Here is a 24,885-nt window from a genome sequence, read left to right as displayed (position 1 = left end):
CCTATAAATAAAATCAATCATTCACATGTGAAATAGGCTGAAGATTCTTAAAACCAATATCAAGCCAATGAAAATCATCTAACTAAATGAAAGGGATAACATGAATAAAGTTAACCATTATCTTGTCAGCGTATCCATTGCTACACTTTCAGTTTCGGCCTTCGCAGTCGAAAGCAGCGACCCAATCATCATCCCCACCCATAACTGGTCTAGCCAAATCGTGATGAGCCATATCGTCGGCGGCATTTACGAAAATATGGGTTATACGGTTGATTACGTCTCTACAGATAGCCAAGCAGTGTATGAGGCCATTCGTCTCGGCGATGCAACCCTTGAGGTGGAAGTTTGGGAGGGTGCATTTGGTGTTGCATTCGAAGAGGCCAAATCCAAAGGCGGTATTGTTGATGCAGGGGATCATTCCGCCGTTACACGCGAAGATTGGTGGTATCCAGCTTATGTTGAAGACATCTGTCCAGGCCTGCCGGACTGGGAGGCACTGAATGCCTGTGCAGAAGAATTCTCTGTGCCGGAAACCGCGCCCAAAGGCCGCTTTCTTGGGGGGCCAGTGGACTGGCTTAAACATGACGCCGAAAGGATTGATGCATTAGAAATGGATTTCGTCGTCATTAATGCGGGGTCTGCCGCTGCGCTCTGGGCCGAGTTGTCTGCCGCTGAGAAGCGTGGTCAGCCGGTAGTGCTGTTCAATTGGACGCCAAATTTTATTGAGGCGCTCTATCCTGGTAGCTTCGTAGAATTCCCGGAGTATTTTGAGGGCTGTAAAGAGGATGCCTCGCTCGGGCTGAACCCCCTCAAGAGCTATGACTGTGGCAATCCGGCTGATGGTTACCTCAAAAAAGCCGCTTGGGATGGTATGGCTGATAAATGGCCTAAAGCCTATGCAACGTTAACCAACATCGAATTCAGCAATATGCAAATAGCTGAGATGGCCAAGATGGTTGACATTGATGGTCTGGAGCCAGAAGAGGCTGCGGAGGCTTGGCTTGAGGATAACGAATCAGTATGGAAGGCGTGGCTTGAGTGATCTTAGTGGCGGCTCTCTCTTGTTTATATATCGAAGCGAGGGGGCAAATTTTAGGTCTGTTAGGAGCAACTCATGAATATACTTGACGCTAAGATCACACAAAGTTCGGAGAAGTTTAACGAACAGTTTCACGAACTAAGTAATCACAAGGAACCTGTCATTACTTGTCGTAAAGTATGGAAAATTTATGGTCCCGATCCAGCTGGCATTCTTCATCAACATAATGGTCAACCTTCGGCCGAAGTGCTAAAGGAAAGTGGTCATATTGCCGCTGTCCGTGACGTTACGCTCGACATCAACAGAGGTGAGATTTTAGCAGTAATGGGACTTTCTGGTTCGGGTAAGTCCACATTTGTTCGTTGCCTGTCACGCCTTGTCGAGCAAACAGCCGGCAGTGTTCAAGTCGAAGGGCAAGAGCTGCTTGGTCTCAATGAAAGAAGCCTGATTCGGCTGCGACGTGAAAAAATGGGAATGGTGTTCCAGAATTTTGCTCTGCTACCGCACCGCACGGTACTTCAAAATGTAATGTTCCCGCTAGAAATGCGTGGTACGCCGCAAAATGATCGGCGTCAAAGGGCTCTTGACGTTATTGATTTGGTTGGGCTTAGCGGACGGGAGGATCATTTCCCGCATGAGCTTTCCGGGGGGCAACAACAGCGCGTGGGAATCGCCCGCAGCCTTGCTATCGAACCAGACATCTGGTTTTTGGATGAGCCTTTCTCGGCTCTCGACCCACTGATAAGGCGTGAGATGCAAGACGAACTTCTTCGTCTACAAGAGATGTTAAGCAAAACGATAGTCTTCATTACACATGATTTTGATGAGGCACTGCGCTTATCGGATCGTATTGCAATTATGTATGAGGGGGCTATCGAACAAGTAGATACGCCCGACAGGATCGTATTAAGTCCCGCGACCGGATACGTTGAGCGTTTTACACGAACGATCGCGAAATCACGCGTCATACGTGCTCGAACCCTAATCGAACCTGGAACAGCTGGAGAAGGTGAGCCAGTTTGCGGAGAGGCAACAATTGCGTCACTCGGCCGACGACTTTGGGAGTCTCCCGCTGCACGAGTTCCTGTTGCTGACATCAATGGTCAAATCATTGGGGCGATGAACCGTGGCCGTGCGTTAGAGTTACTCTTTACGGAGGAAGTATGACTATTGCCAACACGTCCCCTATCCCTCCAGTGCAAGTAGGGCAAACGAAAGCAGGGCTGGTATTCTTTGGATTAGCTTTCCTTATAGTAATTGCTTCGCCGCAGTTACCCACTAGCCTGTTGCTACCTCCCGATGGAATGGTTTTGCCAATGGCAGATTGGATCAATGCCGCCTTCGTTTTCACACAAGAGGATCTTGGTCTGACAGTGATTACCCGTGCCTTCGCCAGCTTTGTGGCTTGGTTGCTAGATATTTTCGGCAACCTACTTGCTGGTGGGCGTGGTGGCTTGGGTGTGCCGGCGTTGCCTTGGACAGTATTGATGATCACTGGGTTTACACTGGGTTATGGGTTGCGTGACTGGAAACTGGGCGCACTTGCAGGAGGAACTTGCGTCTGGTTAGCAGTGTTCGGCCAGTGGAAGTGGGCAATGGAGACGCTTAGCCTCATTTTCGTCGCAGCGCCTCTATCTGTATCCTTGGGATTCCTTCTAGGCTGGGCGGCTTGGCGGTACATATGGTTTGAGAAGATATTGCAGCCAATAATTAACGTAGCGCAGTCCTTGCCACATTTCGCTTATCTAATCCCGGTGGTAGTCTTCTTCGGTGTCGGAGACCATGCGGGAGCCATTGCAACGATAATTTTCGCCACGCCGCCAATGATTCGCATGACGCTTTTAGGTCTGCGCCGCGTACCTTCAGAAATTATCGAGTCTGGTCATATGAGTGGCGCAACCCGGTGGCAAGTGATGCGTTATGTACGCGTGCCTACGGCACGCGTTGAGATACTGGTTGGAGTCAATCAAGTAATAATGTTGTGCTTCGCCATGGTAGTGATTGCTAGCTTTATCGGTGCGCCAGGGCTCGGCTACAAACTGCTTCAATACCTGCAAGGTCTCAAAATTGGACAGGCGATAGAGTTAGGTATCTCGGTCGTGTTAATCGCGGTGACGCTTGACCGCCTTACCCGCGCTTGGGCCGAAAAGCAGCCAGTACATTATCCAGTTAATACACCGTGGTGGAAACGCAGACAACTGTTACTCATTTGGGCCGGGTTGGTCATTGTCGCTTTGTCGGCAGCGCAGCTACATGGCTGGTTGTATGAAATTCCACGCAGACAAGCACTATCGACTGCTTTTATCTGGGAGCCGATTGTCGACTGGTTTACCATCGAGGCGTATCCGGTTACGTATGCGATCCGCGGTTGGCTGCTGCTCAATGTATTAATCCCCATGCGTGATTTCTACCTCTCCGCGCCATGGTCTGCCGTGTTGCTGTTGCTGATGGGTATAGGTTGGCGCGTAGGCGGCTGGCGCTCAGCTTTAGTCTGCTCAGGTTTTGTCGGTTTTATTGCGCTATCGGGTTGGTGGGAGCGGGCAATGATCACCGCCTACATGGTCACTTTCGCAGTAGGGGTCGCTATCGCTATCAGTTTACCTCTAGGTATCTGGGCCGCGGGCAAGCCAACGCGGGCAAAAAGAGTACTGCTCGTCTGTGACACGTGCCAGACTTTCCCCAGCTTTATCTATCTGATACCGGTAATCATGCTGTTTGGTGTTACCGATGTGTCAGCCATTGGTGCGGTCATTATCTACGCCGCGATTCCCATGTTGCGCTATACGATTGAGGGTTTAATCAGCGTACCCCAGCAATTGCATGAGGCAGTTGATATGGCAGGTGCCACGCGTTGGCAGCGCTTGTGGTCTATGGAGCTACCTATGGCTCTGCCGCACTTGTTGATCGGATTGAATCAGACCGTAATGTTTTCATTATTTATGGTGATTATCGCAGCCTTTATTGGTACTCAAGACTTGGGGCAGGAAATGATGCGCGCACTTTCTTCCAATAACGTTGGTAAAGGCTTGGTGCTGGGGCTTTGTGTCGCGTCTATGGGGTTAATGGTGGATCACCTCATTATGACTTGGTCGACTGAACGTAAGCGGATCTTGGGTGTGAGCTAACATAAGTGTCAGAAAGTTGGCGACCGTCTGGTTGTCCAGAAAGACGCCGGAAGCCCTTGTCATCTTGAAGCTGGATCGCATGTTAAGAGATTAGTTTTTAGCGCGCTTGCCTGTATTGCCCAGCTCGAAAGAGATTCGCTGCGCAGTGGCCAGTAATTGCTCCTTGATGTCGCTAATATGAGCGTCGCTGTTCATAAGCGCGTCGGGGCCGGAGACATTGATAGCCGCGACAGTGCGCCCTTGATAGTCCTTAAGGCCGGCGGCGATGGCGGTTGCATAGTCGGAGCGGTGTATTGCCCAGCCGGTGTCGCGATCATTGGCGATCGTCTGTTTCAGTTCGGGGAGCGTTCGGGGGGCCGGTTTGGGATAGCCGTCCAGGCGCACGTGCTGATAGAGGGCGTCGAGTTCAGGCTCGTCAAGATCCGTCAGCAGGATTCGTCCCATTGCGCAACTGTGGCAGGCAATGCGCGTGCCCACGGGGACATTGACGGATAGCCGCTGTGAGGCAAAGGAGCGGTAGATATAGACGGCTTCTTGGCCTTCGCGCACGCTGAGATGGCAAGACATCGACACCCGATTGCGCAGTGCATTCAGGTGTGGCATGACGATATCGACGATATCCCGGCTAGCCAGATAGCTAAAACCGTGGGAAATGACCTGTGGACCTAGTTGATAGGTATTTTTGGCTACTTTATCCAAGTAGTTCATGTCGGTCAGGGTTGTCACGATGCGGTAAATGGAGGACGTTGTGACCTCCAGCGCATCGGCGAAATCCTGGGTGGTGAGTATGCGGTGCTGACTGTCGAAGAGTTCGAGGATTTTAAGGCCCCGATAAAGTGCGGGAACCGTATAGTCGATTTCTTTGCTGGAATGTGTCGCCATAACCGTAATAAGGCCCCTGCCTATATGGATTGTTATTTGAATGGCTTGGTCGCGTTATATCGCCACCAAACCGTTTAGCATGCATTATGTTTGGCGATAGTGACGCAACGCCGTGATATTGAGCTCTTTTCCCCTGAATTCATGCATGGCATCAACAAGCATAGGCCAGAAATAACATGCCGAGGCGCTATCCACCAAGAGATAGTAGCAGGCACGGTCAGCGTGACTGGCATTGATGATAATGGCATTTGCCCGCGCGACAGAGGTTTGCGCTACCTGGCCCGGGGCAAACGCTTTAGCGGACAGATCGACGCCACACAGCTTGGCCATCACATCGCTGACACGATCGCCGGTCAAGGCCAGCCAGGCATGTGTGTCCTGGCGGGGGAGAAGGTAAACACCGCCACAAGAACCCTCGCTTTTGGCTTGCCACGCAAGTTCATCGCGACAGATTCGCTCGCCGTCATCAGCGAAACTACCCAGCAACAGGTATTCGCTGGCGGATAGTCTCGCCACCCAGCTGCCATTCTCCTGGCGAAGCGCCTGATTAGGGGCAGCGGGAAGCTGGTAGTGGTCATCGCTGAGAATGGCTGCCGCTTGCTTGCCGCGTAACCCAACCCGTGCAAGCGCGGACAGATCTGATAGCCCGCAGTTGACTAATTGCACCGGCGTAACGTCATCGGTTTCATTGTGCCCGCTATTAATCGCATAGCCGTTCAGGTGCTGCCACCCAGTCGAGTCAGGTTGGGTGGCGTGATGAAGGTGGTAAAGCGGCGTACGCTTGGCAGTGAAGGTGGCTTCTAGAGTCGCCATGGTTTACATCTCCTGTCGACTGTTTTTGGCATCATAGAAAGGCAGTTTGACGACCTCTGCGTTAATCTCATCTCCACCTTCGACGCGGATGGTGATGTGGCTGCCAGGGGGGGCCTTATCAGCGCCAGCGTAGGCCAAGCCAATAATTGCATCCAGCGTGGGTGAGTATTCGCAGGAAGTCACGTTGCCGGTGATATCGCCGCCATCTAATACAAGGTGGCCTTCCAATGGCTTGGCTGATGTTGCTGGCAATCGGAAGCCGACCAGACGGCGCTTGGCGGGCTGCGCATCGAGAATATCCACGGCACGGCGGCCAACAAAGAAGGGCTTGTTACGGTTCACTGCCCAGCTCATGTTGATTTCTGCAGGGTGGCTCATGCCGTCGGTATCCTGGCCAATGATGACATGGCCTTTTTCAAGCCGTAGCAGCCGCTGTGCTTCAACGCCAAAGGGGCGGATGCCAAATTCTTCGCCCGCTTTCATCAACAGATCCCACAGGTATTCGCCGTAGCGTGACGGCACATGAAGCTCATAGCCCAGCTCGCCGACAAAGCCCACACGTAGCAGGCGCGCAGGCGCTTCACCGGCGTAACCTTCACGCAACTCCAGGTAAGGGAAGGCGTCAGGGGAAAGATCCACCCCGGTGCAGACTTTTTCCAGCACCTTGCGGGATAACGGCCCGGCGACATTCATCGCCGCGTAGGCCGAGGTGACATTGGCGACATCCACATCCAGGCGCCACTGGGCATTCCACTGCAGCATGCTCTGATACACGCGCGCCAAGCCGCTGGTGGTGGCGGTGACGTAAAAGTGATTCTCGCCAAGGCGGCAGGAAACGCCGTCATCGACCACGACGCCCTGCTCATTGGCCATGGCGGCGTAACGGGTGCGTCCCACCGGCTGCTTGAGAAAGCCGAAGGTATAGATACGGTTGACGAACTCCGCGGCGTCCGGCCCGCGTACCTCGATACCGCCCAGGGTGGAAACATCGATCAGGCCAACCTTTTCCCTGACATGGAGCGCCTCTTCCTGCATGCAGCGGTCACGATCCAGGCGGCCATTCGTTGCCGAGGGGTAAAAGGCCGGTCGTTGCCAATCGCCTGCGGGCATCATCTTGGCGCCGAGTTGCAGGTGGCGCTGGTGCAGCGGGGTGACTCTGAAGGGGTCAAAACTGCGCCCGGCCAGGTGGGAAAGGGTTTCAGCGGTGAACGGTGGGCGCGCGGTGGTAACCCCGGTTTCGCTGACGGTGCGCCCCGTGGCATCGGCCACTAGGCGAGCGGTGGGCAGCGCCGAATGGCGACCTTGCGAAGGGCCCATACCGACGGTCGAGAAGCGCTTGACTAGCTGTACGTCTCGATAGCCATGGCGCGTGGCGTTGATGATGTCGCGAATTTGCAGATCTTCATCAAAATCGACGAATTCCTTGCCCTTGGGGTGGGCAAAGATGGGCCAGGGGAAGTTGACCTGCTTCGTCGCTCCCTCGATAGGTGTGGCGTCGGGGGCCGACAGGCCGAGACTGCGAAGTGCCTGGGTAGCCGCGATGACGCCGTCTTGCAGTACCTGGTCAAGATCGTGCAAGCCGTTGACCGAGCCCGCCACGTACAGGTGCTTGGGCAGGTTTGAGAGGGAAAACTCGGCTATATCATCGTCATAGGTCAGCTTGCCACCCGCCTGACACAACAGCTGATACATGGGCATATAGCCCGCGGTCATGCACACCAGGTCGCAATCCAGCGTTAGGCTGTCGTCACCGACTTCTCCCCGGCGGGTAATGCGTCGCAGGTCAACACCGGTCACGTGATGCAGGGTTTTGTCATGCAGTGCCTCGAACACGGTGTGCTCAACATGCAGTGGAATGCCATGCTGATTGATCGCTTGGGTAAGGCGGGTGTCGACCGGCCCTGCGCGCATATCCACCAACGCGGCGACCTCAATGCCTTGTTCGTGCAAATCGAGGGCTGCCAGGTAGCCGTCGTCATTACCCGTGAACACAACCGCCCGTTTACCCGGGCGCACCGCGTAATGACGAATCAGACGCTGGGCGGCGCTGGCCAGCATGATACCGGGCAAATCGTTGTTGCGAAAAATCGCCGGTTGATCAAACGCGCCAGCGGCAACGATGCACTCCTGAGCGCGAACCTTGTACATCCGCGTGCCCTGGATCACGGGCAGAAAGTTGTCGGTAAACCAGCCATTGCAGGTGGCTTTACACAGCACATGAATGTTGGCATGCGCTTCAACCACTGGGATCAGCGCTTCGCGCACTTGATCGGCACGCACGCCTGCATCATCGAAGCGGGCGTAGGTTAGCGCGCCACCCAACTGGGTTTGCTGTTCAACCAGCAGCACCTTTGCGCCCCCTTCAGCGGCGGTCAAGGCCGCCTTTAGACCCGCCGGCCCACTGCCAACCACCACCACATCGGCAAACAGGTAGGCCTTGTCGTGATAGCCACCGGTGGCACTAAGGTCGTATCTGCCCAGCCCGGCCTTCTTGCGAATCAGCGACTCCCAGAATTTCCAGGCACCTTTGGGCTTATAGAAGGAGCGGTAATAGAAGCCCACTGGCATGAACTTGGAGAACTTGCCAAGCTTCATGTCGCTGTCGTGATCCAGGCTGCCGCTGTAGTTCTGGCCGGTGACGGCCAGGCCTTGGCTAAGCGGGTGTGTATCCGCCAGCACATTGGGCTCGTCGGGTAGCTGAACCAGTGTATTGGCGTCCTGGCCTGCCATGGTCAGCGGGCCACGGGGCCGGTGATACTTGAAGGAGCGCGAGAGCAGGTGGCGGCCGTTGGCGATCAGCGCGCTGGCCAGCGTGTCACCTTCCACTCCATGGTAATTCGTGCCTTCGAACTGAAAGGTGATCGGCTGCTGGCGATTGATGAGACTGCCCATCGGGGCCGGGAGGCGTGTTGGCATGGTCTGGATGTCGTCAGGTGAGAAATGGCGGTTCATGAGCGTTTCTCCTCGACGGCAAACTCGATGCGCTCCTGGAAAATTTCCTGGGGATCAAAGGTGCGCAGAATGTCATCGCTGACGGTGTGCCGCTCGGCAAGAAACCAGTAGCTGGAGGCAACATGCATCCACCATTCGGTGATAACGCCCGCGGTGTTGTCGCTGTAAAAAACGTAGTCTGCCCACTCGCGGTCGCTACAGGTGGTGGGGTTCGGCATGGTTTTTAGCTCCCCGCCATGGATGAATTCGCTGATGTTGCGTGGCCCGTTGAGCGGGCAATTCATGATTTTCATTGCGTTTGCCCTCTCGTTAGTGGCTGGCCGCCGTGGCGCCCATTTCATTGACTTGCTGGAAGTTAGCAAAGCGCTCCAGGCGGAACGGTTGAATCAGCTCGGGCACTTTGCCGCCGCTGGCGACCATTTCCGCCATGGTCTTGCCGCAGATGGGCGTCGCCTTGAAGCCCCAGGTGCCCCAGCCGGCGTCCAGGTAATAGTTTTCGATCGGACTCTCGCCCATGATCGGGCTGTAGTCGGGGGTCATGTCGGTAACCCCGCCCCACTGGCGCATTAGCTTGGCCTTGGCCAGAAACGGGAACATCTCGATGCCGCTGGCAATCAGGCTTTCCTTCATTTCCAGCGTGGAGCGCGTGTTGTAGAGGGGGTAGGGGTCTGACCCACCGCCGAAGACCACTTCGCCGCGGCTGGTCTGCTGAACGTAGCAGTGCAGGGCGGAAGAGCTGACCAGCGGGTCCAGAAAAGGCTTTACGGGTTGGGTGACCATCGCCTGCAGGGGATAGCTGATGATGGGTAGCCGGAAACCGGCTTGCTTGGCCAGCACGGAGCTATGGCCAGCAACAGCCTGAACGGCGCAGCCGCACTGAATGGTGCCGCGGTTGGTCTCGACGGCGGTGATACGCCCGCCTTCGATGACCAGGTTACGGACTTCCGTCAGTTGATGAATTTCAACGCCGCGCTTGGCCGCTTCCTTGGCATAGCCCCAGGCCACGGCGTCGTGGCGAGCCGTGGCACCGTCGCGGTGCCAAAGTCCCGCGAGCACGGGCAGGTGGCCAGGGTCGAGGTTCAGCGAGGGCACCAGCTCACGAATCTGCTGGCGGTCAATCATGTCGGTACGCCCACCGAAATGCTTGTTGACCTCGGCCCGCTGGCGGAACGAGCGCACCGTGGCGTCGGTGTGGGCTAGCGTCAGCTGGCCGCGCTCCGAGTACATGACGTTGAAATCGAATTCGTTGGATAGATTCTGGAAAAGTTTGACCGACTCGCTGTAAAACTTGACCCCTTCTGAGGTCAGGTAATTGGAGCGGATCACGGCGGTGTTACGCGCCGTGTTGCCACCGCCAAGATAGGCTTTCTCAAGCACGGCAACGTTGGTGATGTTGTGATACTTGGCCAGGTAATAAGCGATGGCCAGACCGTGACCACCGCCACCGATGATCACCACATCGTAGCTGGGCTTGAGTTCCTTGGGGGGCGGCAAGTCCACATTGACGGGATAGTCTGAGGACAGACCATATTTAAGCAGTCCAAAAGGCACGGTGATGTCCTCCTATGGGGTATCAGTTAACTACCGGCTGGGCGACTTTATGTTGCTGAAGGCGGGTCGCAGCCACGGTGTTTTGCATTAGATAGGCAATCGTCATAGGGCCGACACCGCCGGGAACTGGCGTAATCGCTTTTGCTACCTGGCTGGCGCTAGCGAAGTCGACGTCGCCGACGAGACGTGTCTTACGCTCGCCATCAACCTCCTGCTCAACGCGGTTGATACCCACATCAATCACCACCGCTCCGGGCTTGAGCCAACTGGCGTCGATCATGTTCGGTCGGCCCACCGCAGCGACGACAATATCTGCTTGGCGTGCGATGGCGTCAGCATTGATGCTACGCGAGTGGAGCAGCGTCACCGAGCAATGGGCGTGCAACAGCAGTGAAGCCATGGGCTTGCCGACAATATTGGAGCGGCCCACGACCACGGCATGCTTGCCGGTTAAGTCGCCACAGGTTTCCTGCAGCAGTCGCAGGCAGCCGCTGGGGGTGCAGGGCGTCAGCACATCGCGGCCCTGCACCAGGCCGCCGACGTTGGCGTGATGGAAACCGTCGACATCTTTTAGTGGGTCGATGGCCTGAATAATGGCCTCTTCGTCGATCGTCGTCGGTAGTGGTAGCTGCACCAGAATGCCGTTGATCTCGGGATCCTTGTTAAGCTTGTCGATCAATGTGAGCAGTTCGGTCTGGCTTAAGGTAGTGTCGAAGCGGTGCTCGAATGAGCGAATGCCCACCGCTTGTGCCTTGCGCATCTTGTTTCTGACGTACACCTGGCTAGCGGGGTCTTCGCCAATGAGAACCACGGCTAAGCCAGGGGTAGTGCCTTCAGCAATCAGTTGCTTAACGCTGACGGCGACCTCGGCCAGAACTTGTTCGGCACAGGCCTTGCCGTCAATAAGGGCCGCAGTGGATTGGGTCGTTGTGTTCATTGGAAAATCACCGTCTTGTTCTGGTCGAGGAAGACGCGGTGCTCAAGGTGGTACTTAACCGCACGGGAAAGGGCGATGGTTTCGGTGTTGCGGCCAACCGCGACCAGATCCTCGGGCCGGTAGGTGTGATCGACCCGCTGAACCTCCTGATCAATGATGGGCCCTTCATCGAGATCGGGGGTGACGTAGTGGGCAGTGGCGCCGATTAGCTTTACGCCTCGCTCGTGGGCCTGATGATACGGCTTGGCACCCTTGAAGCCTGGCAGAAAAGAGTGGTGAATATTGATCGCGCGCCCGGCTAGTTTGTGGCATAAATCATCCGACAGAATCTGCATATAACGTGCTAGCACGACCAGTTCAGTTTGGGTCTCTTCGACAATGTCCATAATGGCCGCTTCCTGCTGGGCCTTGGTCTCCTTAGTGACGGGCAGATAGACAAAGCGGATCCCCTCGCGCTCGGCCATTGGTCGAAGATCCAAGTGATTGGAGACGATGGCGGTAATATCCATGTCCAGCTCACCCTTGCCGTGGCGGTACATCAAATCGCTTAGGCAATGATCAAATTTACTCACCATCAACAAGACTCGCATGGGTTGCGATGTACTGTGGATCTGCCAGTTCATGTCGAAGGTTTGCGCAATACCGACAAAGTCATTGTGCAGCGTAGCGATATTTGGCTTTACGCCTTTATTGAACCGAAACTTTGCACGCAGGAATAAACGCCCCAATTCTTCATCATCGTATTGGGCAAGTTCGCTGATATAACAGTTGTTTTCGCTAAGAAACGATGTCACAGCAGAGATGATGCCGGAGGTGGCCGGGCAAGAGACACGGATAATATAACTACCTTCTTGATCTTTCATTTTTATTCCTATATAAAATAATTTATTTATATATGGCTTGAAACGCCTTATTTGATCTCAAAAAAACCGAAATTAATGCTTATTTCATATAATAGCTTTATATTTCGGTTTCAGTGAGTGTGCGCCCATGGGCGTTGATTGCCATGTTCAGTCTTTGGCAATACGCTTGCGTTTTTCGGGATCGTCGAAAGGTAAACTGTGGCTGTTAGCCTTCGCTTGTAAGCTGCCGCGTACCTCTAATGGCGTGCCATGTTCTGCAAAGGGCACGTCAAGGCGCGCTAGCGCCATGGAACGCCCGCTAAGCCGGGAATACATGCCTTCGGTGACGATGCCCACCTGTTTATCACCCGCCCAAATGGTGTCACCGGCCTGAGCCGCTTGCGCAGAATTAATCAGCACACCAAAGATTTTGAAACGCTCCTTGCCCGCTAGCCTGAAGTGCTCGCCTGCGCCGCGAAATTGGGTCTTTTCCTTGGACACCGTGAAGTCCAAGCCCAATTCCCATAGGGTGTCGCCAGCAGGTTGGTCGGGAAAGGGGTATGTCTCGGAGTTATCGACAGGATAAAACAGTAGATTGCTTTCCACTCGCAGCCAGTCGAGGGTTTCGAAACCACAAGGCACTATGCCCATGGAAGCCCCCTGATCGAGTATTGCGTCCCAGACAGCGGGCGCGTCCTTAGCCTTGCAGAAAATTTCATAGCCGCGTTCGCCGGTATAGCCGGTTCGTGAAATCATCACGTCAAAGCCGAATAGGCGAGTCTGCAGGTGGTGGAAATAGCGCAGTTCGCGGATACCGTCTACATGCTTTTCGAGAAAGTCGACGGCCAATGGCCCTTGTAGTGACAGGTCATGAATATCATCGTCAAAGATCAGACTGACGTGCCGGCCCAGTGCTCCCTGGGTGAGCATTTCGTGGCCCAGCCCAGTACCGTGAACCACTAGGTAAGAATTCGGGGCTAAACAGTAAACAATACAGTCGTCAACGAACTTGCCCGCGTCGTTGAGCATGGTGGCATAGACGGACTTGCCGGGATAAAGCTTGGATATATCCCGCGTGGTGGCATGGTCTAAAAGCACCTTGGCATGGGGGCCAACGCAATGAATTTTTTTGAGCCCGGACACATCCATTAGTCCAGCTTTGGTGCGAATAGCTTCGTGATGGTCTGCGGTATCCAACCCGGCGTAGCGAAACGCAGTGCCCATGCCGTTCCAGTCTTCCAGCGTCGCGCCGAGGGCATGGTGTCGCTCGGTGAGCGCTGAAGTGCGCCATAACATCGTCATATCGGTACTCCTTACAAGGTCAAGTCATTAAGGGCTGTTTTTCCCAGCAAGCGGTAGTGCTAATGCAGAAAGCAATAATGCCCACCTTGCTTTCTTTTAGGGAAATATTAATTCCTTTCAGTTAAGCAAGATGCTTGCCATAACACGATGCCACGACATATAGGTGGATCAGCTATTTTTTTTCATATAAAAAACAAATGCTTAAATTTTGAATTTTTTAACCAATAAACAGCCGATATGACGTTAATAATTTCATATGCGATTAAATTGTTTCTATTGGTGCGCTTTTAGGGCAGTTTGCACCGTTGGGGAGCAGAAGGACATGTGGAATCAGACAGACAGAGGCACGTAAAGCGCTTGACGATAACCGCCAGATAAATATTTATATTCCTATAAACAATAGCTTAGTCGTTTTTAAGCCGCTTTTTTAACAGCGGTGAAAAGATATTGGCATATTAAGTGCTTTTCTTTTTGAGAAATATAGTTTCTTGAAAGGAATAATTGCGAGGGTAAAATATGTCTCCTGAAGCTGCTGTTGAATTCATCAAGGACAATAATGTCCGCTATCTACTGGCACAGTTCGTTGATATACATGGCGCTGCCAAGACCAAATCGGTGCCAGCTAACTGCTTGATGGATGTTGTCGAGAAGGGGGCGGGATTTGCTGGTTTCGCGGTCTCCGGCCTAGGTATGGAACCACACGGCCCCGATTTTATGGCACGTGGCGATCTGGCTTCTCTGTCACTGGTGCCTTGGCAGCCGCACTACGCGCGCATGGCCTGCTGTGGCTACGTCAACGATGAGCCGCATTCCCTCGACAGCCGGGTTGTGCTGCTGCGTCAGTTACAGCGTTTAAGTGATAAAGGCTGGACGCTGAATACCGGTTTGGAGCCGGAGTTTTCACTGTTCAAGCGGGGGCCCGCTGGCGAACTGTTGCCAGTGGATGTGAGCGATACCCTGGCCAAGCCGTGTTACGACTATAAAGGTCTGTCGCGCTCACGAGAGTTTCTTGAACGCCTAGTAGAAGCACTTCAGTCGGTGGATTTCGATGTTTACCAAATCGACCATGAAGACGCCAATGGCCAATTCGAGATCAACTACACCTTTAGTGATGCGCTGACCTCCGCTGACCGTTTCACCTTTGTGCGTATGGCCGCCGGTGAGATTGCCAATGAGCTGGGAATGGTGTGCTCTTTTATGCCCAAGCCCCGTGCTGATCGGCCAGGTAACGGTATGCATTTCCATCTCTCGATTGCAGATCAAGACGGCAATAATGTCTTTGGTGATGATAGCGACCCGCAGAATCTTGGCCTTTCCTCTACGGCTTATCACTTTCTTGGTGGCCTTCTGCACCATGCACCAGCGTTGTGCGCCTTTGCAGCACCCACCGTTAACTCTTATAAGCGTCTGGTCGCTGGTGGCTCCAACAGCGGTGCGACCTGGGCGCCTGTTTTCATTACCTATGGTGATAACAATCGCTCGGCGATGGTGCGTGTTCCCTATGGTCGGCTGGAGTTTCGGCTACCTGATGCTGGCTGTAATCCTTACTTGGTTCATGCCGCTCTGATTGCTGCCGGCCTGGATGGGATTGACCGTAAACTGGATCCCGGCAAGGCACAAAATATCAACTTATATGAACTGACACCCGACCAGTGCCGCGAACAAAACATCGGTATGTTACCCCAGTCACTCACTGAGGCGATTGACGCCTTGGAAGCAGACGCCGTGCTGCGCGAAGGGCTTGGGGAAGAAATTACCGATGAATTCATCAAAGTTAAGCGTGAAGAGTGGGCTGATTACAGCCGTCAGGTCAGCGATTGGGAAATTCAGCGCTACGCAGAATTCTTTTAATTCTCTATGTTGTTGTATGCACTGATGCACAGGGCTGATTTATACGTACTGATGAAAAGGCACTGATGCATAAGGCGAGGTAATACTATGTGTGGAATAGTCGGGCTTTATTTGAAAAAACCCGCGTTAGAGAGTCGGCTGGGGGAGTTGTTCGAGCCGATGCTCATCGCCATGACGGATCGTGGGCCGGACAGTGCAGGTTTCGCTGTGTATGGTGATGAATATGACGCTGGAGTGAAACTGACGCTGCAAAGCGACGATGCTCACTATGATTGGCAAACACTTGCCGATAAATTGAATGACGCCTTTGGCAGCCTGGACAGCTGGTTTCAGAACGCCAACGTGGCAGTGCTTAAACTAGCCAGCGAAGAGAATAAAGTACTGAGCTGGCTGGCTGAAAATTCGCCGGATGTCAGGGTGATGAGCGCCGGGCAAAGTATCGAGATTTTAAAGGGGGTAGGGCTTCCTACCGAGGTGGCTGAGCGTTACAAGCTAAAAAATATGCGGGGCAGCCATGCGATTGGCCACACGCGTATGGCCACTGAAAGCGCTGTCACGCTGCAAGGCAGCCACCCTTTCTCGACTGGGATGGATCTGTGTCTGGTGCATAACGGTTCGCTTTCCAACCACAATCGTCTGCGCGACAAGCTCAAACGCCAGGGTATTAGCTTTCAGACTGACAACGACTCCGAAGTGGCGGCTGGCTACCTCACATGGCGGATGGCCAAGGGGGAATCCCTGAATCAAGCCCTCAAAAGCGCCCTTAAAGATTTGGATGGCTTCTTTACCTTCACCATTGGCACGCGCGATGGATTTGCCGTTGTACGCGACCCTATCGCCTGCAAACCTGCCGTGATCGCGGAAACCGATGACTACGTGGCGATGGCCTCCGAATATCGCGCTTTGGCTGGTTTGCCAGGAATCAAGGAAGCCAAGGTGTGGGAGCCAGAGCCAGCGAAAGTTTATGTATGGGAACGTGACGGTGCAAAGGTGGAGGCCGCCTAGATAATGAAAACTTACGATCTTTCCAATAACAGCCTGCGTGAACTCAACCAAGCGCTGCATGATTCGGCGTTATTGGCCAGCGAGCCAGAGTGGCGGGTTACCAACCCGAACGGGGCGCATAATATTGCCTGTGGATTGAATGACGATGTTAGCGTCGATATTGACGGACACGCTGGCTATTACTGCGCGGGAATGAACCAGAAGGCCAGTATCACCGTGCATGGCAACGTTGGCGTCGGCGTTGCCGAAAATATGATGTCCGGCCTGGTGCATGTTAAAGGCGATGCCTCCCAATCTGCCGGCGCCACAGCGCAAGGCGGTTTGCTGATTGTGGAGGGTAATGCGTCGGCGCGCTGCGGTATCTCCATGAAGGGTGTCGATATAGTGGTTAAGGGTAATATCGGGCCAATGAGCGCCTTTATGGGGCAATCTGGGTGTCTTGTAGTGTGCGGCGATGCTGGTGAAGCCCTCGGCGACTCGCTTTATGAAGCGCATATCTATGTTAGAGGTGAGGTTACTTCTTTGGGCGCCGATTGCGTCGAAAAAGAGATGCGTCAGGAGCACTTAGACGAATTAAGCGACCTGCTTAAGCGCGCCGATATTGACACTGCCCCATCCGCCTTTAAGCGCTACGGGTCTGCACGCCAATTATATAACTTCAAAGTCGATAACGCCTCGGCCTATTAATCAGGAGCCTGACATGACAGATAAACCTACTAATCCGGCGCTGAGAGAGTCCGCTACTTTTGGTCGAGACGTGATCGCCGAAATCCAGCGCGCCGCCGAGACCGGTATTTATGACATTCGCGGCTGGGGGGCTAAGCGCAAGGTGCCGCATTTTGACGACCTGCTGTTTCTCGGAGCCAGCATGTCGCGCTACCCGCTTGAAGGCTATCGTGAGAAGTGCGGAACCGATGTCACCCTGGGGACTCGCTATGCTAAAAAGCCCATCGTCATCGATACCCCGGTCACCATTGCCGGTATGAGCTTCGGCGCCTTATCGGCACAGGCGAAAGAAGCCCTGGGGCGCGGCGCATCAGAAGTAGGTACCTCAACGACCACTGGCGATGGCGGTATGACCGCAGAAGAGCGCGGCCAGTCATCAAAGTTGGTCTACCAGTACCTGCCTTCTCGTTATGGCATGAATCCCGATGATCTGCGTAAAGCCGATGCGATTGAAGTGGTGCTGGGGCAGGGCGCCAAGCCTGGTGGTGGCGGTATGCTGCTGGGACAGAAAATCTCAGATCGCGTAGCACAGATGCGCAACCTGCCCATGGGGATCGACCAGCGTAGCGCTTGCCGTCATCCCGATTGGACGGGGCCGGACGATCTCGCGATCAAGATTGCGGAGCTACGGGAGATCACCGATTGGCAGGTGCCTATCTATATTAAAGTGGGCGCCACACGTACCTATTATGATGTCAAGCTCGCCGTTAAAGCGGGTGCCGACGTGGTGGTACTCGACGGCATGCAGGGGGGGACGGCCGCCACCCAGGATGTCTTTATCGAACACGTGGGCATCCCCATCATGGCCGCAATTCCTCAAGCCGCTCAAGCGCTGCAGGAAATGGGCGTGCATCGCGACGTTCAACTTATCGTCTCCGGAGGCATCCGCAATGGCGCTGATGTTGCCAAAGCCATTGCGCTGGGTGCCGATGCTGTGGCAATCGGTACCGCGGCGTTGATCGCCCTGGGCGATAACCACCCACGTTTCGAAGCAGAATACCAAAAGCTGGGTTCAGCGGCTGGCTATTACGATGATTTCCAGGAAGGCAAATGCCCGGCGGGTATTTCCACCCAGGATCCCGAACTAAGTAAGCGTCTTGACCCTGTGGCTGCTGGTAAGCGACTAGCCAACTATTTACGGGTAATAACGCTAGAGGCGCAGACACTAGCAAGAGCCTGCGGAAAATCCCATCTACATAACTTAGAGCCGGAAGATTTGGTTGCCTTGAATATCGAGGCGGCGGCAATGGCCAGAGTGCCGTTGGCAGGCACCAATTGGGTGCCTGGGCAGCAGTTTTAGGCTGTATATATTGGTTACAACTTTTCAAGACCTCCACCATGACACCATAACGGTGGGGGTTTCTGGGGCTTAATTAAAAACAGTTCGATGAGCGGGCAAGGCGTTTGCATCATGGTGCCCAGATCAAAGTTTTATGTTCCCTTCTTTTATTTGTATATAAATAAAAAGGTTTATAATTTAAAAAGCTATTTTAATTTTATTTAGTGGTGCACTAAAAAGCTTCTTACTCCCATTAAGCTGCACTTTGAAAGTGCCCTTATAATTTAATTTAAAAGCTAAATCATTTGAAATAATTAAAAATTTTATTATTGGCATGAAAGATGCAGTTTATAGTAAATAAGATTTAGCCTTAGAGCCATGTCGATAATAAATCAATATTATTAGTGAATTGATGATTTCATATTTAAAATAATTTGTGTCCATATAAGAGGATAGATGAAATGCAACATAACGTTTTTCCTGCTGATAACACGATAAAAAGCAGACCAGTATATGTGGCACCAGAATACCCGGCAACGGCGAATCGCTACATATGTCTGGCAGAACCTAGTGCCGTGGGCCTAATCATGGCGCATTTGGCGCCGGTCAATAAGCACCTCATCCCCGTTCACTTGATTGTTTGCACCGACAGCACAAGCGCTGACCAGGACGCGATAACGCCTGAGCAGGATGATGTGCTGTCGTACCAACGCTGTGGTCGAGATGACTTGCCAGCTATGCTGGCGGCTCAGTTGAATGAATTGACCTTGGGGTGTCACGTCATTGCGGCTGGCAGCGAAGCGTTTCTGTGGGATGTGCATACCTTGGCAATGGCGCAAGGATTGCTGGAAGCAGAAATAACGCTGCTGCCTTCAGAGGACAAATACCGCCGCGTCTTTTGTGCGCATTGCCGTTTCTTAAACGAACCCGTCAGTGTTTCGCCTACGCAGTGCCAGGGGTGCGGGCTCACGCTGGAAGTGCGCGATCATTTCTCGCGTCGTCTGGGCGCCTATATGGGAGTGTGTATCGATGCCGAGGTGCCTGGCGAGGTTCCCAGCGAGGAGGTGTTGGACTAATGAATGACTTGATTCCGGTTCGTGTCGTTGAGGTGGAGGAGGTCAGCGCCATCATCAAGCAGTTTGCTTTCGTTAGTGATGAGCAGCCACTACCGTCATTCTCCGCAGGCAGCCACGTAGTTGTACATATGGAAGGTGAACAAAAGCGGTTCCGCAACGCCTATTCCTTGATCAGTAACCCGGCTGAAAGTGAGCAATATCGGATCGCCGTGCGATGGCAGGAGTGTTCCCGTGGGGGCTCTGAGTTTATGCACAGCAAGGTTCGCGAAGGTGATCGGTTGTTCATTTCGCCACCCGCCAATATGTTTCTGCCTAATTGGCAGGCACGGCATAACGTATTGATTGCAGGCGGGATTGGCATAACGCCGTTTCTATCTTATGCGTACGAATTTGAGCAACGTCAAATGTCCTTTGAGGTGCATTACGTTTATCAAAACGCCGATACGGGCGCTTATCGTGGGGCATTGACGGAGCGTCTTGGCGACAAGCTTCACTGTTATTCAGGCTCTCGTCCTGATTTGTATTGCCTGCTCAAACGGCAGCCACTGGGCACCCATGTTTATGTTTGTGGCCCCGGATCAATGATTCAGGCCGTGAAAGAGACAGCGGATGCCCTGGGTTGGTCGCCTCAACGGGTTCATTTTGAAGCCTTCGCTGCGCCACAACCGGGCAAACCTTTTGTGGCCAGGTTGTCGCGTTCAGGTCAAGAAATCGCTGTGGATGAAGATACTCCACTGCTTGACGCCTTGGAAATGCAGGGGCTGGAAATTCCCAACTCGTGCCGAGGCGGTGTGTGCGGGCAATGCAAAACTGCGGTTCTGGAGGGCGACATTGAGCATCGGGATGCGTTTCTCGATGATCAGGAAAAAGCCAGCCAACGCTGCATCATGCCTTGTGTCTCGCGTTCTGCGAGTGACTATCTGGTGCTGGATTTATAAATCAAGGGGGAAACGCTATGCAACTTGCACCGCGAGATACACAAACCTTTCGAGGCCAATTTACCTACCGCAATAGTCCGGAGGCCATCCGTCGCTTTCCCTTTCCGTTTCCGGAAGACGACTATATGTACTCGGTTAATACCGAGCCGCATACGCTACCCGGACCTAAGGGCTCCGTTTATGAATATATGCTCGATATCGATGAACATTATCTCTCCGAAACGGCGGAGAGAGCGATGGTTCTGGAAGAGGATCCTGACCGTTGCCTGGCAATGCCGCATATGGATCAGGCCTGCTGGGATCTACTCGAATTCGTCATGACCCACTACGCCAAGGACTATCCAGCGCACTTTACCTTCACTCGACAGGGCGATCAATGCGAGTGGGTGAATCGCCCTCTGGATATTTACCAGACCTTCGTGATGGGTGACGCAACCACCTTGCCCATGCCGCCCATGGAGTTTATCGGACGGCAGATGCAGGGTGATTTTGCGCTTTTGGATCAGCGCGACGCGGATCTGTTCATGGACGCGGGTGTGATTACGTCACCGGCAGACTGGTCGCTGGCTTTCGATGCCGGGATGAGCTTCAAACAGTGGCATGGCCCCGTGCCACTGGCTCATGAAATGGGCATTTTCGACCGCGTACTCAAGTACCTATGCGCTATCCAGGTAGGTAAACCCATACGACGTTTGAACTGGACGATGACCATCCATCCGCGTATGGACAGTTCGCCGGAAACCTACCATCGCTGGGGGGCGGATCGTAATTCCATTACCGCTGACAATGTGGGCAAAGACGTATTTCTGCGCGTCGAATTACAAACGCTTGTCCGTATGCCCAGAAGCCATGCGCTGTTTTTTGGCATTCGGACGTATCTAATCAGCATGGATGACCTGAAGACGAACCAGGCCTGGGCCCAGCGATTGCATCGTGTGTTGGCAAACTTGCCAGAGCAACTAGTTGATTACAAAGGAATGACACGCTATCGCGACACTGTTGTGGATTGGTTAAGCGAATACGACCGTGAACTACAATCGAAAACTTAAAACGGCTATTTAGGAGGAAAAATATGAATGAGATAACGATAGAACTTAGTTACGCTCTCGACACTTTCTATTTTCTGGTTTGTACCGTCTTTGTGATGTTCATGGGTTGTGGATTTGCCATGTTGGAGTCGGGTCTGGTCAGGTCGAAAAATACCGTCGAAATACTGACCAAAAATGCGATGCTGTATTCCGTTGCTTGTCTTGTTTATCTGGTGATTGGTTATAACGTCATGTACCCAGCTAACCCTATTAGTAGTGTCATTCCTGGGTTGGAGTTTATGTTGGGCAGTGATAATAATTTGACTGATATTTCTGCTGGTGATGGTGCTCCTTATTACTCTTCCATGGCCGACTTTATTTTTCAGGCGGTATTTGCAGCAGCGACTATGTCAATTGTTTCCGGTGCTATTGCCGAGCGTATGAAACTATGGCCGTTCTTGGTGTTTGCCGTGTTCATGGTGGGCGTAATTTACCCCGTTAATGGGTTCTGGAAATGGGGAGGAGGTTTTCTTGATGAAATGGGCTTCCAGGATTTTGCCGGTTCCGTTGTTGTTCACATGGCAGGGGGGGCCGCGGCGCTTGCAGCGGTATTGCTGGTCGGTCCACGTAAAGGCCGGTTTGGGCCGCATGGTGAGGTCAGGGCTATTCCGGGGGCCAATCTACCCATTGCCATGCTCGGCATGTTTATTCTCTGGATGGGCTGGTTCGGGTTCAACGGTGGGTCAATGTTGAAAATTGCCAGTCTGGACGATGCGAATGCTGTGTCACGTATTTTTGTGAACACCAACACTGCAGCAGCGTCGGGCATGGTGGCGGCAGCTCTGCTTTACCGGATTATGTTCGGCAAGACGGATATGACGATGGTAATGAATGGTGCCTTGGCAGGTCTGGTTGCCATTACGGCTGAACCGCTTCTACCTAGTGCGGGTATGGCGATGTTGATTGGCGCTGTCGGAGGAATCGTCGTTGTATTTTCAGTACTAGGGCTTGACCGTCTCAGGATTGATGATCCTGTCGGAGCTATCTCAGTGCACGGCAGCGCAGGTATTTGGGGAATTATGGCCGTTGTGTTGACTAACCCTGCCGCGACGTTAGGAACACAACTATTGGGTACAGTGATTGTTTTCGCTTGGATGTTTGGTGCAAGCCTCATTGTGTTGTTCGCCATCCGTGTTGTGATGGGGTTGCGTGTCAGTGAACAAGATGAATTCGAAGGTATGGATGCCCATGAATGTGGAATGCATGCCTATCCAGAATTTGTTTCGATTAACACGCAGGAACACGACGCCAATAGAAAGCAGTTCGGAGTGGATTCAGGCAACATAATGTTTAATAAAACACCAAATGCAAGTTGAGTAACAAGCAATAGCCAAAGACAATTCCAATAAATTTGACTTGGCTATATACCATAAAATTTTTCTTTAATTTAAAGGTGATACCATGCACATGATCGTAGCTATTATACAACCCTACAAGCTTGACGATGTTAGAGAAGCGCTTTCTGAAGTAGGTGTTCAAGGATTGACAGTAACGGAGGTTAAAGGATTCGGAAGACAGAAAGGTCATACTGAGCTTTACAGAGGAGCTGAGTATAAGGTGGATTTTACAAATAAAATAAAAGTAGAAGTTGGTGTTAATGATGAGCATTTGTACGAGGCAATTGAAACTATTACAAATGCATCTCGTTCTGGCAGTATTGGCGATGGAAAAATCTTTGTACACTCTCTTTCTAAAGTAATACGCATACGGAGTGGTGAAGAAAATAATGATGCGTTATAGATTTTTAGAAAGTGTGCCACTAAGGTTAAAGGAATAGCCAGGGTAAAAAAGCTCTTTCGCGAGAGCGAAGGCTCTGCAAGTGCGCGCAGCATCGCAAAGATGGCGACAAGGCAGGATGTGCCGTTAAGTATCCGGGTGACAAAACCGGGTTGTCGTTGTTGTTCATCAGGATTCCTTAGTGGCCCTCGTTAAGCGTCGACTATGTGTCGGCATCGCCGACGCGATGAATTGTTGGGCCTGTCTCGGGGCGGCGGTGTCGTGAAAGCGACCTTCATCTATTCATTCTGGCGGGGATGTCTCGAATAGATATGTGAGTGCCTTTTTGGGGTAAGTCCTAAGACGCGGAGGGGCTAGGGTGGAAAAGCGCCATCAACCATGACAAACACAACAATAATCACAGGAGCCAGCCATGAATGCAGCCAACCGCGGAGTGATCTACAAGGGGCCGGGTGAAGTCGCCGTTGAGTCCATCGCTTATCCTGAGCTCGCTCTAGGCAATCGCAAATGCGAGCACGGCGTGATTCTCAAGGTCGTGACCACCAACATTTGTGGCAGCGACCAGCACATGGTGCGTGGCCGCACCACTGCGCCGTCGGGTTTGGTACTCGGCCACGAGATTACCGGCATGGTTGTCGAGTGCGGCCGCGACGTTGAGTACCTCTGTCCGGGCGATCTAGTCTCGGTGCCGTTCAATATTGCCTGTGGCCGTTGCCGCAACTGCAAGGAAGGCCGCACCGGTATCTGCCTCAACGTCAATCCCGCCCGCCCTGGCGCCGCCTACGGCTACGTGGATATGGGCGGCTGGGTCGGCGGCCAGACCGAATACGTGATGGTTCCTTACGCCGACTTTAACCTGCTGAAATTCCCGGATGCCGATCAGGCCATGGAGAAGATCAAGGATCTGACTTTGCTCTCCGATATCTTTCCCACCGGCTTCCACGGCTGCGTGACCGCCGGTGTGGGGCCTGGTAGCACCGTCTATATTGCCGGTGCTGGGCCCGTCGGGCTGGCGGCAGCAGTTTCCGCTCAGCTGTTGGGTGCGGCCTGCGTGATCGTCGGCGATATGATCGAAGAGCGACTGGCTCAGGCGCGCAGCTTTGGTTGTGAGACTATCGATTTGACCCAGGACGGTGACATGGCGGATAAGATCGAGGTGATTCTCGGCGAACGTGAGGTTGATGCCTTTGTCGACTGCGTCGGCTTCGAAGCCCATGCCTGTGGCTGTAACCACGGTAAAGAAGCGCCCGCCACTGTGCTCAATTCTGCGATGACGCTGACCCGTGCGGGTGGCCAGATCGGCATCCCGGGCCTCTACGTGACCGAAGACCCTGGCGCGGCTGACGACGCCGCCAAACAGGGCGCCCTGAGCATGCGCTTTGGTCTCGGCTGGGCCAAGTCCCATAGCTTTCACACCGGCCAGTGCCCGGTGATGAAGTACCATCGACCGCTGATGCAGGCGATCCTGTTTGGTAAGGTTAATATTGCTGATGCGGTGAATGTCCAGATGATCACCCTGGACCAGGCGCCCCAAGGCTATGCTGACTTCGATGGCGGTGCTGCCAAGAAATTTGTCATTGACCCCCATGGCAGTGTGGCTTAATAACTTATTTAATAAGAACTGGGTAATAAGTACTGGGCTTAAGCACTGAGCAACAAGGCCTGAGTAACAAGCCCTGCCCCCTGCCTGAGGGCAGGATAGTGCGACCCTAGACGGCGCCCCGCGGGGTGCCGTCTTCGTT

The 24,885-nt window shown here is 53.3% G+C and carries 21 protein-coding genes; 13 read left to right on the top strand and 8 right to left on the bottom strand.

Annotated elements, in window-relative coordinates:
• Positions 1-100 precede the first annotated feature (100 nt).
• The 3 genes from V8L70_RS14210 to V8L70_RS14200 all read left to right on the top strand — a co-directional run bounded on the left by V8L70_RS14210 (position 101) and on the right by V8L70_RS14200 (position 4,164).
• Positions 101-1,042, top strand: a complete 942-nt coding sequence (locus tag V8L70_RS14210; RefSeq protein ID WP_336269811.1) for an ABC transporter substrate-binding protein — start codon at positions 101-103, stop codon at positions 1,040-1,042.
• 72 nt (positions 1,043-1,114) lie between these two features.
• The gene (locus V8L70_RS14205) at positions 1,115-2,206 is read left to right on the top strand and encodes a quaternary amine ABC transporter ATP-binding protein (RefSeq protein WP_336269810.1); all 1,092 of its coding nucleotides are present in this window, start codon (positions 1,115-1,117) and stop codon (positions 2,204-2,206) included.
• The gene (locus V8L70_RS14200; protein WP_336269808.1) at positions 2,203-4,164 is read left to right on the top strand and encodes an ABC transporter permease; all 1,962 of its coding nucleotides are present in this window, start codon (positions 2,203-2,205) and stop codon (positions 4,162-4,164) included. The genes V8L70_RS14205 and V8L70_RS14200 overlap by 4 nt, the downstream gene beginning before the upstream one ends.
• Positions 4,165-4,254: 90 nt before the next feature.
• On the opposite strand, the gene V8L70_RS14195 is transcribed toward V8L70_RS14200, so the two are convergent.
• The 8 genes from V8L70_RS14195 to V8L70_RS14160 form a co-directional block, all read right to left on the bottom strand.
• Entirely contained in the window at positions 4,255-5,046 is a 792-nt protein-coding gene (locus V8L70_RS14195) for an IclR family transcriptional regulator (protein ID WP_336269807.1), read from the bottom strand.
• A gap of 84 nt (positions 5,047-5,130) precedes the next feature.
• A complete protein-coding gene (locus V8L70_RS14190; protein ID WP_336269806.1) occupies positions 5,131-5,859 on the bottom strand; it encodes a hypothetical protein in 729 nt (242 codons plus the stop codon).
• A gap of 3 nt (positions 5,860-5,862) precedes the next feature.
• Positions 5,863-8,811, bottom strand: coding sequence for a 2Fe-2S iron-sulfur cluster-binding protein (locus V8L70_RS14185; protein WP_336269804.1), 2,949 nt, complete (start codon positions 8,809-8,811; stop codon positions 5,863-5,865).
• Positions 8,808-9,104 carry a sarcosine oxidase subunit delta gene (locus tag V8L70_RS14180; protein WP_336269802.1) on the bottom strand — a complete coding sequence of 99 codons (297 nt, stop codon included), beginning with the start codon at positions 9,102-9,104 and terminating at the stop codon, positions 8,808-8,810. The genes V8L70_RS14185 and V8L70_RS14180 overlap by 4 nt, the downstream gene beginning before the upstream one ends.
• Before the next feature lie 16 nt (positions 9,105-9,120).
• Positions 9,121-10,362, bottom strand: a complete 1,242-nt coding sequence (locus V8L70_RS14175) for an FAD-dependent oxidoreductase (RefSeq protein ID WP_336269801.1) — start codon at positions 10,360-10,362, stop codon at positions 9,121-9,123.
• A 22-nt stretch (positions 10,363-10,384) separates the two neighbouring features.
• Positions 10,385-11,299, bottom strand: a complete 915-nt coding sequence (folD, locus tag V8L70_RS14170; RefSeq protein ID WP_336269800.1) for a bifunctional methylenetetrahydrofolate dehydrogenase/methenyltetrahydrofolate cyclohydrolase FolD — start codon at positions 11,297-11,299, stop codon at positions 10,385-10,387.
• Complete coding sequence (gene purU, locus V8L70_RS14165) at positions 11,296-12,162, bottom strand: formyltetrahydrofolate deformylase (protein WP_336269799.1); 867 nt, start codon at positions 12,160-12,162, stop codon at positions 11,296-11,298. Before purU ends, folD begins: the two co-directional genes overlap by 4 nt.
• 147 nt (positions 12,163-12,309) lie before the next feature.
• A complete protein-coding gene (locus V8L70_RS14160; RefSeq protein ID WP_336269798.1) occupies positions 12,310-13,443 on the bottom strand; it encodes an aminomethyl transferase family protein in 1,134 nt (377 codons plus the stop codon).
• A 516-nt stretch (positions 13,444-13,959) separates the two neighbouring features.
• Between V8L70_RS14160 and glnT the strand changes: the two genes are divergently transcribed.
• The 10 genes from glnT to fdhA all read left to right on the top strand — a co-directional run bounded on the left by glnT (position 13,960) and on the right by fdhA (position 24,746).
• Complete coding sequence (gene glnT, locus V8L70_RS14155) at positions 13,960-15,294, top strand: type III glutamate--ammonia ligase (RefSeq protein WP_336269796.1); 1,335 nt, start codon at positions 13,960-13,962, stop codon at positions 15,292-15,294.
• A gap of 87 nt (positions 15,295-15,381) precedes the next feature.
• Entirely contained in the window at positions 15,382-16,299 is a 918-nt protein-coding gene (locus V8L70_RS14150) for a class II glutamine amidotransferase (protein WP_336269795.1), read from the top strand.
• A 3-nt stretch (positions 16,300-16,302) separates the two neighbouring features.
• A complete protein-coding gene (locus V8L70_RS14145) occupies positions 16,303-16,986 on the top strand; it encodes a GltB/FmdC/FwdC-like GXGXG domain-containing protein (protein ID WP_336269793.1) in 684 nt (227 codons plus the stop codon).
• A 13-nt stretch (positions 16,987-16,999) separates the two neighbouring features.
• Entirely contained in the window at positions 17,000-18,325 is a 1,326-nt protein-coding gene (locus V8L70_RS14140; protein WP_336269791.1) for an FMN-binding glutamate synthase family protein, read from the top strand.
• Between the two features lie 440 nt (positions 18,326-18,765).
• On the top strand, positions 18,766-19,380 hold the full coding sequence (locus V8L70_RS14135; protein WP_431313223.1) for a dimethylamine monooxygenase subunit DmmA family protein: 615 nt from the start codon (positions 18,766-18,768) through the stop codon (positions 19,378-19,380).
• Entirely contained in the window at positions 19,380-20,318 is a 939-nt protein-coding gene (locus tag V8L70_RS14130) for a PDR/VanB family oxidoreductase (protein WP_336269789.1), read from the top strand. Before V8L70_RS14135 ends, V8L70_RS14130 begins: the two co-directional genes overlap by 1 nt.
• A 17-nt stretch (positions 20,319-20,335) precedes the next feature.
• Positions 20,336-21,367 (top strand): heme-dependent oxidative N-demethylase family protein, encoded by a 1,032-nt coding sequence (locus tag V8L70_RS14125; RefSeq protein ID WP_336269788.1) that lies wholly within the window; start codon positions 20,336-20,338, stop codon positions 21,365-21,367.
• 23 nt (positions 21,368-21,390) lie between these two features.
• Complete coding sequence (locus V8L70_RS14120) at positions 21,391-22,722, top strand: ammonium transporter (RefSeq protein WP_336269787.1); 1,332 nt, start codon at positions 21,391-21,393, stop codon at positions 22,720-22,722.
• 85 nt (positions 22,723-22,807) lie between these two features.
• Complete coding sequence (locus V8L70_RS14115; protein WP_336269786.1) at positions 22,808-23,146, top strand: P-II family nitrogen regulator; 339 nt, start codon at positions 22,808-22,810, stop codon at positions 23,144-23,146.
• Between the two features lie 409 nt (positions 23,147-23,555).
• Positions 23,556-24,746, top strand: coding sequence for a formaldehyde dehydrogenase, glutathione-independent (fdhA, locus tag V8L70_RS14110; RefSeq protein WP_035560536.1), 1,191 nt, complete (start codon positions 23,556-23,558; stop codon positions 24,744-24,746).
• Positions 24,747-24,885 lie beyond the last annotated feature (139 nt).

The organism is Vreelandella arctica, assembly GCF_037070215.1.
Lineage (GTDB): Bacteria > Pseudomonadota > Gammaproteobacteria > Pseudomonadales > Halomonadaceae > Vreelandella > Vreelandella arctica.
This window is presented reverse-complemented; position numbering and strand designations above follow the sequence as displayed.